General features: G+C 68.5%; 16 protein-coding genes and 1 pseudogene. 10 read left to right on the forward strand and 7 right to left on the reverse strand.

All coding sequences use genetic code 11. The features are described 5' to 3' along the window. Positions 1–83: 83 nt before the first annotated feature. Complete coding sequence (locus tag OG858_RS14135) at positions 84–1,106, reverse strand: NADP-dependent oxidoreductase (RefSeq protein WP_319064709.1); 1,023 nt, start codon at positions 1,104–1,106, stop codon at positions 84–86. A gap of 126 nt (positions 1,107–1,232) precedes the next feature. Between OG858_RS14135 and OG858_RS14140 the strand changes: the two genes are divergently transcribed. From OG858_RS14140 to OG858_RS14150, 3 genes are all read left to right on the forward strand, one after another. After that, complete coding sequence (locus tag OG858_RS14140) at positions 1,233–1,670, forward strand: MarR family winged helix-turn-helix transcriptional regulator (RefSeq protein WP_319064710.1); 438 nt, start codon at positions 1,233–1,235, stop codon at positions 1,668–1,670. Between the two features lie 59 nt (positions 1,671–1,729). Then, complete coding sequence (locus tag OG858_RS14145; RefSeq protein WP_327723963.1) at positions 1,730–2,191, forward strand: GNAT family N-acetyltransferase; 462 nt, start codon at positions 1,730–1,732, stop codon at positions 2,189–2,191. A 67-nt stretch (positions 2,192–2,258) separates the two neighbouring features. Continuing rightward, entirely contained in the window at positions 2,259–3,110 is an 852-nt protein-coding gene (locus tag OG858_RS14150; protein WP_327723964.1) for an alpha/beta fold hydrolase, read from the forward strand. A gap of 54 nt (positions 3,111–3,164) precedes the next feature. Here the strand turns inward: OG858_RS14150 and yjfF are convergent, their stop codons facing one another. The 6 genes from yjfF to OG858_RS14180 all read right to left on the reverse strand — a co-directional run bounded on the left by yjfF (position 3,165) and on the right by OG858_RS14180 (position 10,570). Then, positions 3,165–4,199, reverse strand: a complete 1,035-nt coding sequence (gene yjfF, locus OG858_RS14155; protein WP_086747458.1) for a galactofuranose ABC transporter, permease protein YjfF — start codon at positions 4,197–4,199, stop codon at positions 3,165–3,167. Further along, the gene (locus OG858_RS14160) at positions 4,199–5,335 is read right to left on the reverse strand and encodes an ABC transporter permease (RefSeq protein WP_086747459.1); all 1,137 of its coding nucleotides are present in this window, start codon (positions 5,333–5,335) and stop codon (positions 4,199–4,201) included. Before OG858_RS14160 ends, yjfF begins: the two co-directional genes overlap by 1 nt. Then, positions 5,332–6,864, reverse strand: coding sequence for a sugar ABC transporter ATP-binding protein (locus OG858_RS14165; RefSeq protein ID WP_086747460.1), 1,533 nt, complete (start codon positions 6,862–6,864; stop codon positions 5,332–5,334). The genes OG858_RS14160 and OG858_RS14165 overlap by 4 nt, the downstream gene beginning before the upstream one ends. A 245-nt stretch (positions 6,865–7,109) precedes the next feature. After that, the gene (locus tag OG858_RS14170) at positions 7,110–8,123 is read right to left on the reverse strand and encodes an ABC transporter substrate-binding protein (protein WP_086747461.1); all 1,014 of its coding nucleotides are present in this window, start codon (positions 8,121–8,123) and stop codon (positions 7,110–7,112) included. Positions 8,124–8,265: 142 nt separating this feature from the next. Next, positions 8,266–9,312 (reverse strand): LacI family DNA-binding transcriptional regulator, encoded by a 1,047-nt coding sequence (locus tag OG858_RS14175; protein ID WP_046706582.1) that lies wholly within the window; start codon positions 9,310–9,312, stop codon positions 8,266–8,268. A gap of 406 nt (positions 9,313–9,718) precedes the next feature. Continuing rightward, positions 9,719–10,570: an SCO2400 family protein gene (locus OG858_RS14180; RefSeq protein WP_408059399.1), complete on the reverse strand. Its 852-nt coding sequence runs from the start codon at positions 10,568–10,570 to the stop codon at positions 9,719–9,721. Positions 10,571–10,829: 259 nt separating this feature from the next. On the opposite strand from OG858_RS14180, the gene OG858_RS14185 reads away from it, so the two are divergent. The 7 genes and pseudogenes from OG858_RS14185 to OG858_RS14215 all read left to right on the forward strand — a co-directional run. After that, positions 10,830–11,987, forward strand: coding sequence for a mandelate racemase/muconate lactonizing enzyme family protein (locus OG858_RS14185; protein WP_086747463.1), 1,158 nt, complete (start codon positions 10,830–10,832; stop codon positions 11,985–11,987). Beyond that, on the forward strand, positions 11,984–13,006 hold the full coding sequence (locus OG858_RS14190) for a zinc-dependent alcohol dehydrogenase (RefSeq protein WP_319259352.1): 1,023 nt from the start codon (positions 11,984–11,986) through the stop codon (positions 13,004–13,006). The genes OG858_RS14185 and OG858_RS14190 overlap by 4 nt, the downstream gene beginning before the upstream one ends. Positions 13,007–13,131: 125 nt before the next feature. Further along, positions 13,132–14,100, forward strand: coding sequence for a hypothetical protein (locus OG858_RS14195; RefSeq protein WP_086747465.1), 969 nt, complete (start codon positions 13,132–13,134; stop codon positions 14,098–14,100). A 114-nt stretch (positions 14,101–14,214) separates the two neighbouring features. Further along, complete coding sequence (chvE, locus tag OG858_RS14200; RefSeq protein ID WP_086747470.1) at positions 14,215–15,327, forward strand: multiple monosaccharide ABC transporter substrate-binding protein; 1,113 nt, start codon at positions 14,215–14,217, stop codon at positions 15,325–15,327. 32 nt (positions 15,328–15,359) lie between these two features. Beyond that, on the forward strand, positions 15,360–16,910 hold the full coding sequence (gene mmsA / locus OG858_RS14205) for a multiple monosaccharide ABC transporter ATP-binding protein (RefSeq protein ID WP_086747466.1): 1,551 nt from the start codon (positions 15,360–15,362) through the stop codon (positions 16,908–16,910). Then, positions 16,907–18,151, forward strand: coding sequence for a multiple monosaccharide ABC transporter permease (gene mmsB, locus OG858_RS14210; protein ID WP_086747467.1), 1,245 nt, complete (start codon positions 16,907–16,909; stop codon positions 18,149–18,151). The genes mmsA and mmsB overlap by 4 nt, the downstream gene beginning before the upstream one ends. A 93-nt stretch (positions 18,152–18,244) precedes the next feature. Next, a pseudogene (locus OG858_RS14215) lies at positions 18,245–19,306 on the forward strand (aldose epimerase family protein); the annotation flags it as partial. Between the last annotated feature and the right edge of the window lie 118 nt (positions 19,307–19,424).

Here is a 19,424-nt window from a genome sequence, read left to right on the forward strand (position 1 = left end):
AACGGAGTCCGCACCCCACGTCCAGGGATGCGGACTCCGCCATGTGCAACGAACGTGAGCGGGCGTTCGTCACGGGGGTGGGGTCAGAGCTTGACGATCATCTTGCCGGTGTTGTCGCCGCGCAGGACGCCGAGGAAGGCCTCCAGGTTGTTCTCGATGCCCTCGACGACGGTCTCGCGGTACTGGAGTTCGCCCGAGGCGACCCAGGGGCCGACCTCCTGGACGAACTGGGGCTGGAAGTCGTAGTGGTCGCCGACGAGGACGCCCTCGACGCGGAGCCGGTTCTGCAGGATCTTGACCATGTTGCGCGGGCCCGGGGTCGGCTCGGTCGAGTTGTACTGGGAGATCATGCCGCAGATCACGGCCCGGCCCCGCAGGTTGAGCGCGCCGATCGCGGCCTCCAGGTGCTCGCCGCCGACGTTGTCGAAGTAGACGTCGATGCCGTCGGGGGCGGCGGCCTTGAGCTGCTCCCGGACCGGGCCGTTCTTGTAGTTGAAGGCGGCGTCGAAGCCGTACTCCTCGACGAGGAGCTTGACCTTGTCGTCGGAGCCGGCGGAGCCGATGACGCGTGAGGCGCCCTTGAGCTTGGCGATCTGGCCGACCTGGCTGCCGACGGCACCGGCGGCGCCGGAGACGAACACGGCGTCGCCCTCCTTGAAGGCGCCGACCCGCAGCAGGCCCGCGTAGGCGGTGAGGCCGGTCATGCCGAGGACGCCGAGGTAGGTGGAGAGCGGCGCGGCGTCCGGGTCGACCTTCACGGCCTGCTTGGCGTCGAACGTGGCGTACTCGCGCCAGCCGCCGAAGTGCAGCACGTGGTCGCCGACGGCGATGCCGTCCGCCGCCGAGGCGACGACCTCGCCCACGGCACCGCCCTGCATGACCTTGCCCAGCTCGAACGGGGCGACGTACGACTTCGCGTCGCTCATGCGGCCACGCATGTACGGGTCCACGGAGAGGTACTTGTTCCGTACGAGGACCTCACCCGCGCCGGGCTGCCGGATCTCCGCCTCGACCAGGGCGAAGTCCTCGTCCTTGGGCCAGCCGACGGGGCGGCTCAGCAGGTGCCATTCACGGCTGGTGGCGGGGAGGGCGGGGGTCTCGGACATGGGGGTGGGCCTTCCTGCGGGTGCGTGGTGCATGCGGTGGTGCATACCGTGCGGTTACTTCACTACCTGAAACAACCATGCTCTTTGATATTTCATGTTGTCAAGTAAAGAGGTAGCCTCGAATCCATGCCCACGCAGAGGACGACCCCCCGCATCGACCCGCTGACCATGGAGGTCGTCGAACTCATCGGCACGGTGGTGGCCCGCTACCACGAGGAGTACGAGGACGCCGCCGCGGAACACGCGCTCACCGGCGCCCAGGCCCGCCTCCTCGGCCTCCTTTCCCTGGAACCACTCCCCATGCGCCGTCTCGCCCAGAAACTCCGCTGCGAACCGTCGAACGTGACGGGGATCGTGGACCGGCTGGAGGCTCGAGGGCTGGTCGAGCGGCGCCCCGACCCGAACGACCGCCGGGTGAAGCTGGCGGCCGCCACGGCGGAGGGACGGCGGGTGGCCGGCAGCCTCCGGAACTCCCTGGACTTCGCCCGGGAGCCGCTGGCGGGGCTGAGCACCGCCGAGCGGGAGGCGTTGCGGGATCTGTTGCGGCGGATGGTGGGGGCGTAGGGCCGCAAAGGCACGCCCAGGCCCGCCGAGGGCGAGCCCGGCCCGATATCGTGTAATACATGTCTACCCAGAATGACCCTTACGAGCTGAGTGCGGGTGTGCCCTCGGTCGAGGTCTTCCGTCGTCTGCGCACCGATGCCGGTCTGTCTGACAAGGCCCCCGAGGCGGCCGCGGTCGCCCTGCCCAACACATGGCACGGGGTGATACTCCGGCACGAGGGGCAGCCCATCGGCATGGGGCGGGTCATCGGTGACGGCGGTACGGCGTTCCAGATCGTCGACATCTGCGTCCACCCGGCTCACCAGGGCCGCGGCCTCGGCAAGCGCATCATGGCCGCGCTCACCGAGGAACTGGAGCGCAGGGCGCCCGCCACCGCGTACGTCTCGCTGATCGCGGACGGCCCCGCCCGCTTCCTCTACGAGAAGTTCGGCTTCGCCGACACCGCAACGCACGACTCGATCGGCATGTACCGGTTGATGGACGGGAGTTCCGGACGCAGTGGGGCACGGGCGGAGCCGTAGCGAGGGCGGGGCGGCGCAAGGCGAATCGCGGTTGCTCTGACGCTCGGGGGCTGTGAGGGTCTGCCCCATGCCCACCTTTCGCGCACCCGACGGCACCCTCCTCGCCCACCACACGTTCGGGGACGGTCCACCCCTGGTCTGTCTGCCCGGCGGGCCCATGCGGGCCTCCGCCTATCTCGGGGAACTCGGGGGGCTGTCCGCGCACCGGCGGCTGGTGATGCTGGATCTTCGGGGGACCGGGGAGTCGGCGGTGCCCGAGGACAGCGGCTCGTACCGCTGTGACCGGCTCGTCGGGGATGTGGAGGCGCTTCGGGAGGAGTTGGGGGTGGAGCGGGTCGATCTGCTCGCGCACTGCGCCGGGGCGAATGTCGCGGCGGCCTATGTGCGGGCGTATCCGGAGCGGGTCGGCAGGCTCGCGCTCGTCACGCCCAGTCCGATCGGCGTCGGGATCGAGGTCGGGATCGAGGACCGGCTCGCCGTCGCCAGGCTGCGTGAGGGCGAGCCATGGTTCGGGGAGGCCTTCGCGGCGTTGCAGGAGGTCGCGGCGGGGCGGGGCACGGAACGGCACTGGGCGGCCGTCGCCCCGTTCCTGCACGGGCGCCTGGACGAGGCCGCCCGGGCCCTCGACGCCGCCGACTCCGAGCAGCGCAATCCCGAGGCCACGGCCGTCTTCGGGAGTGAGGGGGCCTTCGACCCGGAGGGTACGCGCGCCGCGTTCCGGCGGTTCGTTGCGCCCGTGCTCGTGCTCGCCGGGGAGGTCGATCTCAACTCGCCGCCGAGCGCGATGGGCGAGTACGCCGCGCTGTTCCCGGGCGGTGCCGAGTTCGTCGTACAGCCGGGAGCCGGGCATCATCCGTGGCTGGACGACGGCGACCGGTTCGTGGAGACCGTCGCGAAGTTCCTGGACCGGGAGAACTGAGAGAGGGGACGCTCGCCCCGCAAGGGCGAGCGTCCCCTCCCACTCAGATCCCGCTCAGGTCTTCTTCCGTGCCGTCATCGCCCGCTGGATCAGGATGAACGCGCACAGCAGCACACCCGTGGCGATCTTCGTCCACCAGGAGCTGAGGGTGCCCTCGAACTGGATGATGCTCTTGATGAGGCCCAGGACGAGGACGCCGAACAGGGTGCCCAGGACGTAGCCGGAGCCGCCCGTCAGCAGCGTGCCGCCGATGACGACGGCGGCGATCGCGTCCAGTTCCATGCCGGTGGCGTGGAGCGGGTCGCCGGACTGGATGTAGAGGGTGAAGAGCAGGCCCGCCAGGGCCGAGCAGAAGCCGGACACCGTGTAGACGGCGATCTTGGTGCCGCCCTGCGGGAGACCCATCAGCATCGCCGACTGCTCGTTGCCGCCGATGGCGTACACACGGCGGCCGAAGCGGCTGTAGTGGAGGATGTAGAAGGCCGCGGCGAGGACCACGAGGGCGACTATCGCGCCGACGGACAGGAAGCCGATCCCCAACTGTGCCTGCGCCTGCGCCAGGCTGCTCACCGTCGAGTCGCCGATGGCGATCGACTCCTTGCTGATGACCAGGCACAGGCCCCGGAAGAGGAAGAGGCCGGCCAAGGTCACGATGAAGGGCTGGATCTCGAAGTTCTGGATCACATAGCCCATCAGGAAGCCGCCGAAGGCTCCCACGGCCAGGGCCATGGGGATGACCAGCAGGATCGGCAGGCCCTGGCGTTCCACCAGCCAGGCCGTGAACATCGTGGTGAAGCCGATGACCGAGCCGACGGAGAGGTCGATGCCGCCGGAGAGGATCACGAAGGTCGCGCCGACGGCGGCCACCAGCAGGTAGCCGTTGTCGATGAAGAGGTTGAGGAAGACCTGCGGTTCGCCGAACCCGTAGTTCTGGTAGCGGCTCAGGCCCGTGATGTACATCGCGAGGAAGAGCGCGGCGGTCACCAGGACGGGCAGGCGCCGGTCGGCGAGAAGCGCCGAGACCTTGGACGCGGACGTCGGTGCCGTACCGCTGTCCTGGGCCGGTGGGGTCTTGGTGGTCGCGGTCATCACGACACCTCCATCTTCGGGGCAGCCTCGGCGGGCGTCGTGGTGGTCTTCGCCGGGGCCGCGGGCGACGTGCCGCCGCCGGTCGCGCCGGGCTTGGAGCCGAACCGGGCGCCGAAGACCTTCGCGCGGAACTTCGGGGACTGGAGCAGGCAGACGACGATGACGACGGCGGCCTTGAAGACCAGGTTGGTCTGGGTGGGCACGCCGATCGTGTAGATCGTCGTCGTGAGGGTCTGGATGACCAGGGCGCCGACGACCGTGCCGCCGATGGAGAACCGGCCGCCCAGCAGCGAGGTGCCGCCGATCACCACGGCGAGGATCGCGTCCAGCTCGATCCACAGGCCGGCGTTGTTGCCGTCGGCGGCCGAGGTGTTGGAGCTGATCATCAGGCCCGCGATACCCGCGCACAGGGCGCAGAAGACGTACACCATGATCTTGATGCGGAGGGACCGGATGCCGACCAGGCGGCTGGCCTCCGCGTTGCCGCCGACCGACTCGACGAGGAGGCCGAGGGCGGTCTTGCGGGTCAGGGCGACGGTGACGGCGACGACGGCCGCGACGACGAAGATGGAGAAGGGCAGCGTCAGCCAGTAGCCGCCGCCGATCAGCTTGTACGGCTCGCTGTTGATGGTGATGATCTGGCCGTCGGTGATCAGCTGGGCCACACCTCGGCCGGCGACCATGATGATGAGGGTCGCGATGATGGGCTGGATGCCCATCCTGGCCACCAGGAAGCCGTTCCACAGGCCGCAGACCACCGCCGCCACCAGGCCGATGCCCATGGCCAGGAACACCCCGGCCAGCGCGTTCTGGTCGGCCTGGTCGCTGATGTACGAGCAGGTCAGGGCGCCGGTGATGGCGACGACCGCGCCGACGGAGAGGTCGATGCCGCCGGTGGCGATGACCAGGGTCATGCCGACCGCCACCAGGATCAGGGGCGAGCCGAACAGCACGATCGAGACGAGGCTGCCGTAGAGGTGGCCGTCCGTCATCCTGATCGAGAAGAAGTCGGGGGTGAAGGGGACGTTGACGAGCAGCAGGGCTACCAGGACCGCGACGGGCCAGAACAGGTGGTGGTGCGTCAGCGCTCGCCAGCGGGACGTCGTGGCTGTCGTGGCCGCGGGTGGGGTGCTCACTGGTGTTCTCCGCTCGCGATGGTCTCCAGGATCTTGCTGGTGGTGATCTCCGGCCCGTTGGTGAGCTTCGCGACCAGCTTGCGGTCGCGCAGCACGCCGATGGTGTGGCTGAGGCGGAGGACCTCCTCCAGCTCGGCCGCGATGTAGAGCACGGACATGCCGTCCTCGGAGAGGGACACCACGAGCTTCTGGATCTCGGCCTTGGCGCCGACGTCGATGCCCCGGGTGGGCTCGTCGAGGATCAGCAGCTTCGGCTGGGTGATCAGCCAGCGGGCGAGCAGCACCTTCTGCTGGTTGCCGCCGCTGAGCTGGCCGACACGGGCCTCGGGGTTGGCGGGCCGGATGTCGAGGGCCTTGATGTACTTGGCGACGAGTTCGTCGCGCTGGGCGGCCGGGATGGGCCGGGTCCAGCCGCGGGACGCCTGGAGGGCCAGGATGATGTTCTCCCGGACCGTCAGATCGGGGACCAGGCCCTCGGTCTTGCGGTTCTCCGAGCAGAACGCGACCCCGGCGCCGATGGCGTCGTTCGGGGCGTTCATCGGGATCTGCTTGCCGCCCACGGTGACCTTGCCGCTGTCGGGCTGGTCGGCGCCGAAGAGCAGCCGGGCGAGTTCGGTGCGACCCGAGCCGAGCAGACCGGCGAGGCCCACGACCTCGCCCTTCTTGATGTCCAGGTCGAAGGGGGCGATGCCGCCCGTGCGCCCGAGGCCGTCCGCGTGCAGCAGGGTCTCGCCGACGTCGGCGTGCAGCTGCTGCTCGTGGAGCTCCTCGAGCTGGTCCAGGTCCTTGCCGATCATCAGCTGGATCAGGCCGACCTGGTCGAGTTCGCTGACCATGTGCTCGCCGACGAGGGTGCCGTTGCGCAGGACGGTCATGCGGTCGCAGATCTCGTAGATCTGGTCGAGGAAGTGGGAGACGAAGAGGATCGCGACACCCTCGTCCTTCAACCGCCGCATCAGACGGAAGAGTTCGAGGACCTCGTCGCGGTCGAGGCTGGACGTCGGCTCGTCGAGGACGAGGACCTTGGTGCCCTTCCCCTCCTCACCGCCGGTGCCCACCGACCGTACGATCGCGACCAGTTGCTGCACGGCCAGCGGGTACGAGGACAGCGGTGCCGTCACGTCGATGTCGAGGCCGAGCCGGTCGACCAGCTCCGCGGCCTCCTTGCGCAGCTGCTTCCACTGGATGCGGCCGAAGCGGGTCGGTTCGCGGCCGATGAAGATGTTCTCCGCCACCGACAGGTTGGGGCAGAGGTTGACCTCCTGGTAGACCGTGTTGATCCCGGCCTGCTGCGCCTGCAGCGGGCTGGCGAACCGCACGGACTCGCCGTCGAGGGTGATCGTGCCGCCGTCCAGGGAGTAGACCCCGGTCAGCACCTTGATCAGGGTGGACTTGCCGGCGCCGTTCTCGCCCATCAGAGCGTGTATCTCGCCGGGGAAGAGCCGGAAGTCGACGCCCGACAGAGCCCTTACGCCCGGGAACTCTTTGACTATGCCCGTCATCTCCAGGACGGGCCGCGGCTCTGCCATAAGTCTCCTAGCGAGGACCACCGGCTTTGCCCGGTGGGGGAATTCACTTATCTGGGCTGTGTTACGTACATCCCGCCCCAAAAGGGGTCGGTTCGGGCTGGACCGCAACCTTCGGGTTGGAAGCCCGCACATGGGGCGGAGTCACGGCAGCGCCCTCGTGCAAGGGAATCGCCGCAGGCCCGCAGGGGCCCGGCCGACCGAGGTCTCGGCCGGCCGGAGGCTCCCTGACCGGTGGGCGTGGTGGGTCAGTACTTGCGGGTGGGGAGGGCGTCCTTGGCCTGGTCCTGCATGAAGTCGCTCTCCTTGGTCTTGATCCAGCGATCGACCGTCTCGCCGTCCTTGACCTTCTGCACGACCTCCATCAGCTGGGGGCCGAGCAGCGGGTTGCACTCGACGATGGCGTTGATCTTGCCCTCGGACATGGCGATGAAGCCGTCCTTCACGCCGTCGACCGTGACGATCAGGATGTCCTTGCCGGGCTTCTTGCCGGCCGCCTCGATGGCCTGGATGGCACCGATACCCATGTCGTCGTTGTGCGCGAACAGCACGTCGATGTCCGGGTTGGACTGCAGGAAGGCCGCCATGACCTGCTTGCCGCCGGCGCGGGTGAACTCACCGGTCTGGCTGACGACGATCTCCCAGTCGTCCTTGTGCTCCGCGTCCATGACCTCCTTGAAGCCCTTGGCGCGCTCGATCGCGGGGGCGGCACCGGTGGTGCCCTCCAGCTGTGCGATCTTCACCTTGCCCTTGTGGCCGGCCTTCTCCAGGACCTTCTCCAGGATCTTGGCGGCGCGGCGGCCCTCGTCCGTGAAGTCGGAGCCGACCAGGGTGACGAACAGGGACTCGTCGGAGGTCTCGACGGAGCGGTCGGTCAGGACGACCGGGATCTTCTTGGCCTTGGCCTCCTTCAGCACCGCGTCCCAGCCGGTGACGACCACCGGCGAGAAGGCGATGACGTCCACGCCCTGGGTGATGTAGCTGCGGATCGCGGAGATCTGGTTCTCCTGCTTCTGCTGCGCGTCGGAGAACTTGAGGTTGTAACCCGCCTCCTTGGCCGCCGACTTCACCGAGTCGGTGTTGGCGCTGCGCCAGCCGCTCTCGGAGCCGACCTGGGAGAAGCCGAGGGTGATCTTCTTGCTGCCGCCGTCGCCGCCGGAGCCGGAGGTACCGGTGGAGGTGTCCTCCTTGGCGCAGGCCGCCAGACCCGTCGCGGCCGCCACGCCGACTGCCGCGGTGAGGAAGTTACGTCTGTTGAGCATGTCTTCTCCTTTGAAGAGCCGGTCCGAGGGCGGACCGTTGTTACTCGTGGTGGACCGGCCGCACTGCGTCCAACCTGTCGATCATTGTTCGAAATGTCGGCCATACTGAGAGAGGAAAAGCGTTCGGTTATTCGAGGCCGCGTCAGCCCGGCGGGGCCCCCGGTGGGGGCAGATACGGGAAGGTGCTGGCGCGGACGACGAGTTGGGGCTCTATGGCGATCCGGGACGGCCCGGCAGGGGTCCGGCCCTCGATCAGGTCGAGCAGCAGGGCGATGCTCCGCTGGCCCACCGTGGCGAAGTCCTGCCGGACGGTGGTGAGCGGTGGGGCGAAGAACTCCGACTCCGGGATGTCGTCGAAGCCGGCCACCGCGACGTCCTGGGGCGTGCGTACGCCCGCCTCCCGCAGCGCGCGCAACACCCCCAGCGCCATCTGGTCGTTGGCGACGAACACGGCGGTCAGACCGCGGCCCACCCAGCCGGCCAGTTCCTGGCCCGCCCGGTAGCCCGACAGCGGGCTCCAGTCCCCGCGCAGCGGCTGCGGCGGCTCGATGCCGGCCTCTTCGAGGGTGGCCCGCCAGCCGACGGTCCGGTCCGCCGCCTCCTGCCAGTCCTCGGGACCGGCGAGGTGCCAGACCCTACGGTGCCCCGCGGCGAGCAGATGGCCGGTGGCCAGCCGCGCGCCCAGTTCCTGGTCCACGTTGACGCTGGGTATCTCCGAACCGGAGCCCGTGCCAACGGCCACCACCGGGAAGGGGTGGCGCAGTTCGGCGAGGGCCGCGACCGCCGACCGCTGTGGGGCGAGGGCGATCACCCCCTCCACACCGCCGTCGCTGAGGCGGTCGACCGCCTCGGAGAGCGTCTCCACGGTCAGTTCGCGCAGACTGACCGTCGAGACGAGGTACCCCTCGGCGCGGGCCGCCTCCTCCAGCGCGAACAGCGTGCTGGCCGGCCCGTAGAGCGTGGTGTTGGAGGCGACCACGCCCAGCGTCTGGGTGCGCCGGGTCACCAGGGCCCGTGCGGAGGAGTTGCGACGGTAGCCCATCTCCTCGATCGCGCGCTGCACCCTGGCCCGGGTCTCGTTCCTCACGTTGGGGTGGTCCCCCAGGACGCGGGAGACGGTCTGGTGGGAGACACCGGCCTGGCGGGCCACGTCGGCCATGGTGGGCGGCCGGAGCTGCGAGTGGGTCACGGCCGCACCTCCTCGGCGGTCGACGGTGGACAGGTTCGTGCTGCGGGTAAGTCCTGTGGTGGCGATGGATCCCTCGCCACGGACGGGCCTTGTGCGGCGGGCGGATGGTTCCGCGCCGTCGGCTTCACGCCGCGATTCCGGAAAGCCCCAGGTCAGCCACTGGTAAGGCGAGTTGGAGCGCTGTTGGCACGACGCTCGTACCTCCTCGGATGCCCTGGGGCGTCGACTGATGAATGCGGAGGTCATTGTGAGCGCTAACAATTCATGGCGGTCAAGAGGGATGCGTCAGGGAAGGCGTCACGGTTGAATAACGCGGCAGTCGGCGCGAGTGAGGAACGGCCGTCCGGGACACCACGAAGCCCCCGGGCGCGGACCCCGGCCCGGGGGCTTCGACCTGCGGTTATCGCTACGAGCACCACCACAGGAACTGCTTGCACGTCTCCGTCGGACTGGGCTCCGGAGTGGGGTCGTCCGCGGTCGGTTCGGTGGCCGGGGTGTCGGAGTCGCCGGGGTCGGAGGTCGGGTCCTGAGCCGAAGGGGCGGGGCTCGCCGTGGCGTCGGTGGCCGAGCGGTCCCTGGGCTTGTCCGCGTCCTCGGCGTCGTCCTCGCCCTCGGATTTCTCGGACTCCGAGGCCGACGGGGACGCCGACTTGTCCGGCTTCTTCCCGTTCTTGTCGACGTCGGCGGGGTCGTTGGAGCCGTCGCCGGCATCCTCGACATCGTCCGCCGCAGCCGTCGGGGAGGCGTCGGAGACGTCGTCCACGGAGACCGCGCGCGGCTCCGCCGGCGGTGCCTCCATGCCGAGTTCGGCGAGGCTCAGTCCGCCTGCGGCGAGCAGCAGGCCGGCCCCGATCATCAGCACCCGCCGCCGCCGGCGCCGGTGCGCGGCGGCCTTGCGGTCGCGGCGTCCGACCCGCGCACCGCGGCCACGACCCCGGGACCGGGCACGGCGCCCGCCGGCCGCCGGGGCGTCGCCGTCGGCCGCGTCCTCGAACGCGTCGTCGCGTTCACCCGCGGGCATGTCGTCCTGCCCGGCCCGCCCGCCGCGACCACGGCCCTGGGACCGCGCACGGTGTCCACCACTCGGGCGCTCGCGGGTGGCTTCCTCCCCGGACACGTCCTCGCGCTCGTCCACGGCCGTGTGGTCCCGGACGGACAGCGCGTCCGGATGGGACCGGCACTCTTCGGCCGACGCGCCGCACCCCGAGCAGGAGAGGGCGCCATTGAGGTGCCGTTGGCACGGGTGGCAGTAATCCATGACGCCGGAAGATTATGTTCCGCAGTGGTGACGTTCCCGGGTGGGCCCGTGAAAGTTGTGTAGGAACCTCGTGGACCGGGGCGTCGGGGCGGGGACGGTCCGGATCATTTGCCCGCCATCCCGGCCATCGACGACCATCGACCCGAAACCGTTGTGCGTTCGACCCATTGACACTCCGACCGGGTCGTCCTTACTGTCGCGACCAGCATTTCGAACGAGTGACGAAATTTCGAACAGACCACAAAGGACAGGGAGTACCGTGCGCATCACGGGAATCAGCACGCACGTGGTCGGGACGCCGTGGCGGAACCTGACCTACGTCCTGGTGCACACCGACGAGGGGCTCACCGGCGTCGGCGAGACCCGCATGCTCGGCCACACCGACGCACTGCTCGGCTATCTGCACGAGGCACAGGCCAACCACATTCTCGGCTCCGACCCGTTCGCTGTCGAGGATCTGGTCAAGCGGATGAAGTACGGCGACTACGGGCGGGCCGGCGAGATCGTGATGTCCGGCATCGCGGTCATCGAGATGGCCTGCTGGGACATCAAGGGCAAGGCCCTCGGCGTCCCCGTCTGGCAGCTGCTGGGCGGCAAGGTCACCGACAAGGTCAAGGCGTACGCCAACGGCTGGTACACCACCGAGCGCACGCCCGAGGCGTACCACAAGGCGGCGCAGGGGGTCATGGAGCGCGGTTACAAGGCGCTCAAGATCGACCCCTTCGGCACCGGCCACTTCGAGCTGGACCACGAGCAGAGCATGTACGCGGTCTCCCTGATCGAGGCCGTGCGCGACGCCATCGGGCCGGACTCCGAGCTGATGCTGGAGATGCACGGCCGGTTCTCGCCCTCCACCGCCGTCCGCCTCGCCAAGGACCTGGCGCCCTTCAAGCCCGCGTGGCTGGAGGAGCCGTGCCCGCCGGAGAACCTGAAGGCGCTGGAGAAGGTCGCCGCCAAGGTCGACATCCCGGTGGCCACGGGTGAGCGGATCCACGACCGGATCGAGTTCCGGGAGCTCTTCGAGAGCCAGGCCGTGGACATCATCCAGCCCGACGTCGGCCACATCGGCGGCATCTGGGAGACCCGCAAGCTGGCGGCGACCGCAGAGACCCACTACACGCTGGTCGCGCCGCACAACGTGGGCGGGCCGGTGCTGACCGCGGCCTCCCTCCAGGTCGGCTTCACCTCCCCGAACTTCAAGATCCTGGAGCACTTCAACGACTTCGCGGACGCGGAGATCAAGAAGGTCGTCTCGGGGGCCCCGGAGGTCGTGGACGGCTACTTCCACCTGTCCGACAAGCCCGGCCTCGGTGTCGAGCTGGACGTGGACGCGGCGGCGGAGTTCCCGCAGCAGCAGGCCCGGTTCGACCTGTGGGCCGAGGGCTGGGAGCAGCGCAAGCCCAAGGGCAGCCAGTGACCGCCACGCCCGACACGGCCACCGCCGTCGTCATCGAGGCGCCGGGCGAGCACCGGCTGGTGCCGCACGAGCCCCGGCAGCCGGAGGCCGGCGAGGCCCTGGTCCGGGTGCACGCCTCCGGGATCTGCGGCAGCGACCGCGAGGTCTTCCAGGGCAACAGGCCGGAGGGGTACGTCCGTTACCCCCTCACACCGGGCCACGAGTGGTCCGGAACGGTCACGGCCGTGGGTGACGGTGTCCCTTCAAGTCTTGTAGGCCGCAAGGTCGTGGGCGAGGGCTTCCGGAACTGCCAGGTGTGCGACCGCTGCCACGCGGGCGAGACCACACTGTGTTCGGCGGGGTACGAGGAGACCGGGTTCACCCAGCCCGGCGCGATGGCCACGACCCTCACCCTGCCCGCCCGTCTGCTGCACGTCCTCCCGGACGACGCGGATCTGACGGCGGCGGCGCTGCTGGAGCCGGCCGCGTGCATCGCGGCCGCCGCGCTCAAGGCGAACGCGGTCCCCGGCGAGCGGGTCGCCGTGGTGGGCACGGGAACGCTCGGCATGTTCGCCGTTCAGTTCCTGAAGGCGGGCTCACCGGCCGAGCTGCTCGTCGTGGGTACCCGTTCGGACCGGGCGGAGCTGTCGAAGCGGTTCGGTGCCACGGACTTCCGCACGAAGGACCAGGAGCTGCCGGGCGACTTCGACGTCGTCATCGAGACCGCCGGGTCCGCGGACGCGGCGCGCACGGCCGCCGCCCTGCTGCGGCGCGGCGGGCGGCTGGTCCTGACGGGCATCCCGGCACCGGGCGCGGACGGGCTCGACCCGACGGATCTCGTCGTGCGGCAGCTGGAGGTGCACACCGTGTTCGGCGCGGCGCCGGACGCCTGGGCGCACACCGTGCGGGTCTTCGGGGCCGGGCTGCTGGACCCGCTGCCGCTCGTCACGCACGAGCTGCCGCTGGAGGAGTTCTCGCAGGCCATCGAGCTGGTCGGGTCGGGCGACCCGACGGTCGGAAAGGTCCTGCTGCGGCCATGACACACCCCTGAGCCGTACGCCGGTACGGGGCTCCCTGACGACTTCGTACCGGCGTACACCCAAGAGCTCTGTGCACCAAGAGCCGCGAACCTTGTCCGAAATATCGAACCTGTGAAGGACAGCTTGTGACCGACACCACCGCTCCGGCGCCGCGCCGACCCGGCGAGCAGGCGCTTGCCGCGCTCGGCCTGGGCGCGCCCGCCCTCGACCCTTCCGACGCCTCCCCGCACTCCTTCCCAGGCGGCGGCAGCTGGCGCACCGAGGTCCCCTCCGTCGAGGGGCCCGAGGCGCTCGCCGTGGTCCTCAAGGAGGCCTCGCGGCTCGATGTGCCGATCCACCGGATCAGCCAGGGCAGCGGCGTGTGGATGCTCACCGACGCCGAGATCACCGAGATGGTGGAGGCGACGGCCGAGCGTGACATCGAGCTCTGCCTGTTCACCGGCCCGCGCGGCACCTGGGACATCGGCGCCTCCACCCGTACCGACTCCAAGGGCGCCGGCCTCAGGGCCCGCGGTCACGACGCGGTCGCCGGATGTGTCGAGGACGCCGTGCGCGCGACCGAGCTGGGTGTGAAGTGCCTGCTCGTCGCCGACGAGGGTGTGCTGTGGACGCTGCACCGGGCACGCGTCGCGGGCATCATCCCGGCCGACACGACCTTCAAGGTGTCGGCGCTGATCGGGCCGGTCAACCCGACCGCGTACGCCGTGTACGAGAACCTCGGCGGCGACTCGATCAACGTGCCGAGCGATCTGACGCTCGACCACCTCACGGAGATCCGGCGGGTGTCCGGCGCTCCCATGGACATGTACATCGAAGCCCCCGACGACCTCGGCGGCTATGTGCGGATGTACGAGGTCGCCGAACTGATCCGGCGCGGCGCACCGATCTATCTGAAGTTCGGCCTGTCGAAGTCCCCCGGGATCTACCCCTACGGGCACCACATGCGGGACCTCACCCTGTCCACGGCCAAGGAACGCGTACGGCGCGGCAGGCTGGCCCTGGACCTCCTCGCACGGCACGGGGCGGACGGCGACATGGCGCCGCTCGGCTCGCGGCTGCCGGGCGCGCTGAAGCGATTCGGAACTCCCGCATAACGTTCCGGAAACCTCCCTTCACAGAACCCGACGCGGTCGCACAGACTCCGACACAAATTCTTACCCAATCGGGTCCCGGCCTCACCACCATCAAGACCATCAAGGAAGATGATCATGCGTACTCGCCGAGCCGCTCTCGCCTCCATAGCCACCGCCGCCTCCCTGGCCCTGACCCTCTCGGCCTGCGGTCAGAGCTCCGAGGGCGGCAGCGAGGAGAAGTCCTCGGGTGACACCAAGGGCGCCACCATCGGCATCGCGATGCCGACCAAGTCCTCCGAGCGCTGGATCTCCGACGGCGACAACGTCGTCAAGGACCTGGAGGCCAAGGGCTACAAGACCCAGCTGGTCTACGGCGAGGACAAGCCCGAGCAGCAGGTCTCCCAGATCGAGAACCTGATCGCCCAGGGCGTCAAGGCGCTGATCGTCGCCGCGATCGACAACAAGTCGCTCGACAACGTGCTGCAGCAGGCCAAGGACGCGAACATCCCGGTCATCTCCTACGACCGCCTGATCCTCAACAGCCCGAACGTCGACTACTACGCCTCCTTCGACAACAGCAAGGTCGGCGAGCTCCAGGCCAACTACATCGTCGAGAAGCTCGGTCTGACGGCGGGCAAGAAGGGCCCCTTCAACATCGAGCTGTTCGCCGGCTCCAACGACGACAACAACACCAAGTACTTCTTCAACGGCGCGATGAGCGTGCTCCAGCCGTACATCGACAAGAAGCAGCTCGTCGTCCAGTCCGGCCAGACCAAGATCACGCAGGTCACCACCCTGCGCTGGGACGGCGCCACCGCCCAGCGCCGCATGGACGACATCCTCACCAAGTCGTACAAGAGCGAGAAGGTCGACGCGGTCCTCTCCCCGTACGACGGCATCTCCATCGGCATCCTGTCGGCGCTGAAGTCGGACAGCTACGGCTCCAAGAGCAAGCCGCTGCCTGTCCTCACCGGCCAGGACGCCGAGCTTGCCTCGGTGAAGTCGATCATCGCGGGCGAGCAGACGCAGACGGTCTACAAGGACCTGCGTGAGCTGGCCAAGGTCGCCTCGAACATGGTCGACGCGGTGCTGAACGACAAGAAGGTCGAGACGAACGACACGAAGACCTACGACAACGGGTCCAAGGTCGTCCCGGCGTACCTCCTGGAGCCGGTCAGCGTCGACAAGACCAACTACTCGGAGATCCTCGTCGACGGCGGTTACTACACGGCGGACCAGCTCAAGTAAGCGTCGGATCTCAAGGATTGGAAGGCAAGACCATGGCGGGACCCGTCCTGGAAATGCGCTCGATCGTCAAGACCTTTCCCGGTGTGAAAGCGCTGTCGGACGTCACTCTGACCGTCCGCCAGGGCGAGGTCCATGCCATCTGCGGTGAGAACGGCGCCGGCAAGTCCACCTTGATGAAGGTGCTCTCCGGCGTCCATCCGCACGGCACCTACGAGGGCGACATCCTCTTCGAGGGTGAGCTCTGCTCCTTCAAGGACATCCGGGCCAGCGAGCACCACGGCATCGTGATCATCCACCAGGAGCTGGCGCTGGTGCCGTACCTCTCCCTCGCGGAGAACATCTTCCTCGGCAACGAGCACGCCACGCGTGGGCTGATCAACTGGAACGAGACCCTGCGGCACGCCTCCGAGCTGCTGCGCCGGGTCGGTCTGAGCGATCACCCCGAGACCCGCGTCGCCGACATCGGCGTGGGCAAGCAGCAGCTCGTGGAGATCGCCAAGGCGCTGTCGAAGAAGGTGAAGCTGCTCATCCTGGATGAGCCGACCGCGGCCCTGAACGACGAGGACAGCGACAAACTCCTCGATCTCATCCTGGAGTTGAAGAAGCAGGGCATCACCTCGATCATCATCTCCCACAAGCTCAACGAGATCCGCAAGGTCGCGGACTCGGTGACGATCATTCGCGACGGGAAGTCCATCGAGACGCTCGACGTGAAGTCGGCGGAGACGACCGAGGACCGGATCATCTCCGGCATGGTCGGCCGCGACCTCGACCACCGATTCCCCGAGCGCACCCCGCACGAGGCGGAGGTGGGCGCGGATGCCGCTCTGGAGATCCGCAACTGGACCGTGCACCACCCGATCGACCAGCAGCGCAAGGTCGTCGACAACGTGTCGATCAACGTGCGGCGCGGGGAGATCGTCGGTATCGCGGGCCTGATGGGCGCCGGCCGCACCGAACTCGCCATGAGCGTCTTCGGGCGGACGTACGGCCGGTACGCGGAGGGCACGGTCCTCAAGGACGGCAAGGAGATCCGTACGAAGACCGTCCCGGAGGCGGTCAAGCACGGGATCGCGTACGTCACCGAGGACCGCAAGCACTACGGCCTCAACCTCATCGACACCATCAACCGGAACATCTCGCTGAGTGCCCTGCAGAAGGTCTCCAAGCGCGGTGTGGTCGACGAGCACGCGGAGCGCCAGGTCGCCGAGCGCTACCGCAAGTCCATGAACATCAAGGCGCCGACCGTCTTCGAGCCGGTGGGCAAGCTGTCCGGCGGCAACCAGCAGAAGGTCGTCCTCAGCAAGTGGATCTTCGCGGGTCCCGATGTGCTGATCCTGGACGAGCCGACCCGCGGGATCGACGTCGGCGCCAAATACGAGATCTACACGGTCATCGACAAGCTGGCCGCTGAGGGCAAGGCGGTCGTCTTCATCTCCTCCGAGCTGCCGGAACTGCTCGGGATGTGCGACCGCATCTACACGATGGCCGCAGGACGGCTGACCGGCGAGTTCCCGCGTGCCGAGGCCACGCAGGAATCGCTGATGCGTCAGATGACGAAGGACAAAGAGGTAACCCGATGAGCACGGATGTGACCGCCAAGAGCCCGGCCCCCGCGCCGCCCGGCAAGAGCGGGGGCGCGGTGGGCGGAGGTCTGCTCCAGCTGTTGCTGGACGGCATGCGCCGCAACATGCGGCAGTACGGCATGCTGATCGCCCTCGGCGTGATCGTGGCGCTGTTCGCGGTGTGGACCGACGGTGACCTGCTGCTGCCGCGCAACGTCTCCAACCTGGTGCTGCAGAACAGCTACATCCTGATCCTCGCGATCGGCATGATGCTGGTCATCATCGCCGGCCACATCGATCTCTCGGTCGGCTCACTGACCGCGTTCGTCGGTGCCTTCGCGGCCGTACTGACCGTGCAGCACGACATCTCCTGGCCCGTCGCCGTGGTCCTCTGCCTGATGGTGGGCGCCCTGGCCGGTGCGATCCAGGGCTACTTCATCGCGTATCTCGGGATACCGTCGTTCATCGTCACCCTCTCCGGCATGCTCACCTTCCGCGGTGTCACGGAGATCCTGCTGCAGGGCCAGACCCTCGGTCCCTTCCCCGAGGGCCTGCAGAAGATCGGCAACGGCTTCCTGCCGGCGACCGGCCCGCAGACCAACTACCACAACCTCACCCTGCTCCTCGGCCTCGTCCTGATCACCTTCGTGGTGCTCCAGGAGGTCCGGGACCGCAGGCGTCAGCGGGAGTTCTCGCTGGACGTGGCGCCGCTCAACATCTTCATGCTCAAGCTCGTCTCGATCGTCGCCGCGCTGCTCACCGTCACCCTGCTGCTCGCCAGCTACAAGGGTGCGCCGATCATCCTGATCATCCTCGGTCTGCTGGTGGTCGGTTACGGCTACGTCATGCGGAACACGGTCTTCGGCCGTCACATCTACGCGATCGGCGGCAACCTGCCGGCCGCGAAGCTGTCCGGCGTGAAGGACAAGAAGGTCACCTTCTACGTCTTCTTGAACATGGGCGCCCTGGCGGCCCTGGCAGGTCTGGCGATCGCCGCCCGCCTCAACGCGGCCGGCCCGAAGGCGGGTCTCAACTACGAACTGGAGGCCATCGCCTCGGCGTTCATCGGCGGCGCGTCCATGAGCGGCGGTGTCGGCACCGTCCTCGGCGCGATCATCGGCGGTGTCGTCCTCGGTGTCCTCAACAACGGCATGAACCTCCTCAACGTCGGCTCCGACTGGCAGCAGGTCATCAAGGGCCTGGCCCTGCTGGCGGCCGTCGGGTTCGACGTGTGGAACAAGCGCAAGTCCGGTTCGTAGCCAGGTTTTCGCAGTCACGTTTTCGCAGTCAGGTTTTCGAGCTGGTCGACGGGTCCCGCGTGCCACGAGCCCGCGGGACCCCTCGGCTTTTCCACGAGAGGCAGGAAGCCGGTGAAGGAGCTCTTCGGCAAGCTGGCCGACGGCACCGAGATCCACCGCTGGTCGCTGGAGAACGGCGGCACCCGTCTGAAGGTCCTGTCGTACGGCGGGATCGTGCAGTGCCTGGAGACCCCGGACCGGGACGGCCGGTACGCGAACGTCTCCCTGGGCTTCGACACCGTCGAGGACTACGTCGCCGGGTCGCCCTACTTCGGCGCGCTGATCGGCCGGTACGGCAACCGGATCGGCGCGGGCCGCTTCACGCTGGACGGCGAGACGTACGAACTCTCCGTCAACGACGGCACGAACAGCCTGCACGGCGGGGCGGACGGCTTCGACAGGGCCGTGTGGGACGTCGAGCCGTTCACGGACGGCTCGGACGTGGGTCTGCGGCTGTCGTACACCAGCGCCGACGGGGAGATGGGCTACCCCGGCGCGCTGGCCGTGGAGGTCACCTACACCCTCACCGAGCGGGGCGAGTGGCGCATCGACTACGGGGCGACAACCGACCGGACCACCGTCGTCAACCTCACCAACCACGTGTACTGGAACCTCGCGGGAGAAGGCAGCGGCTCGGTCCTGGACCACGAGCTGACGATCGCCGCCGCCCGCTACACCCCGGTCGGCTCCGGCCTGATCCCCACCGGCGAGCCGGCCGACGTCGCGGGCACACCCTTCGACTTCCGAACGGGCAAGGCGGTGGGCAAGGACGTCCGCGCGGCCGATCCGCAGCTGCTCCAGGCCAAGGGGTTCGACCACAACTGGGTTCTGGACAAGAGCGGTACGGCCGGACCGGAATGGGCCGCCACGCTCACCGACCCGGCGTCCGGCCGCACACTGAAGATCTCCACGACCGAGCCTGGACTGCAGTTCTATTCCGGGAACTTCCTGGACGGCACGCTCGTCGGACCGTCCGGGAAGACCTACCGGCAAGGGGACGCGCTGTGCCTGGAGACCCAGCACTTCCCGGACTCGCCGAACAAGCCGTCGTACCCGTCGACGGTGCTGCGACCTGGGGAGACGTACCGATCGACGACGGTCCACGCCTTCGGATGACAGCCACCCGGCAGTGATCCACGGCGACTCTTCACAGGTGATTCACAAGTTCCCACCGAATTCTCAGCGGTTGAACAGAGCCGCCTCAGCCTCCGTATGTATGAGCGGTCCGTGCTCC

The organism is Streptomyces europaeiscabiei (assembly GCF_036346855.1).
Classification (GTDB): domain Bacteria; phylum Actinomycetota; class Actinomycetes; order Streptomycetales; family Streptomycetaceae; genus Streptomyces; species Streptomyces europaeiscabiei.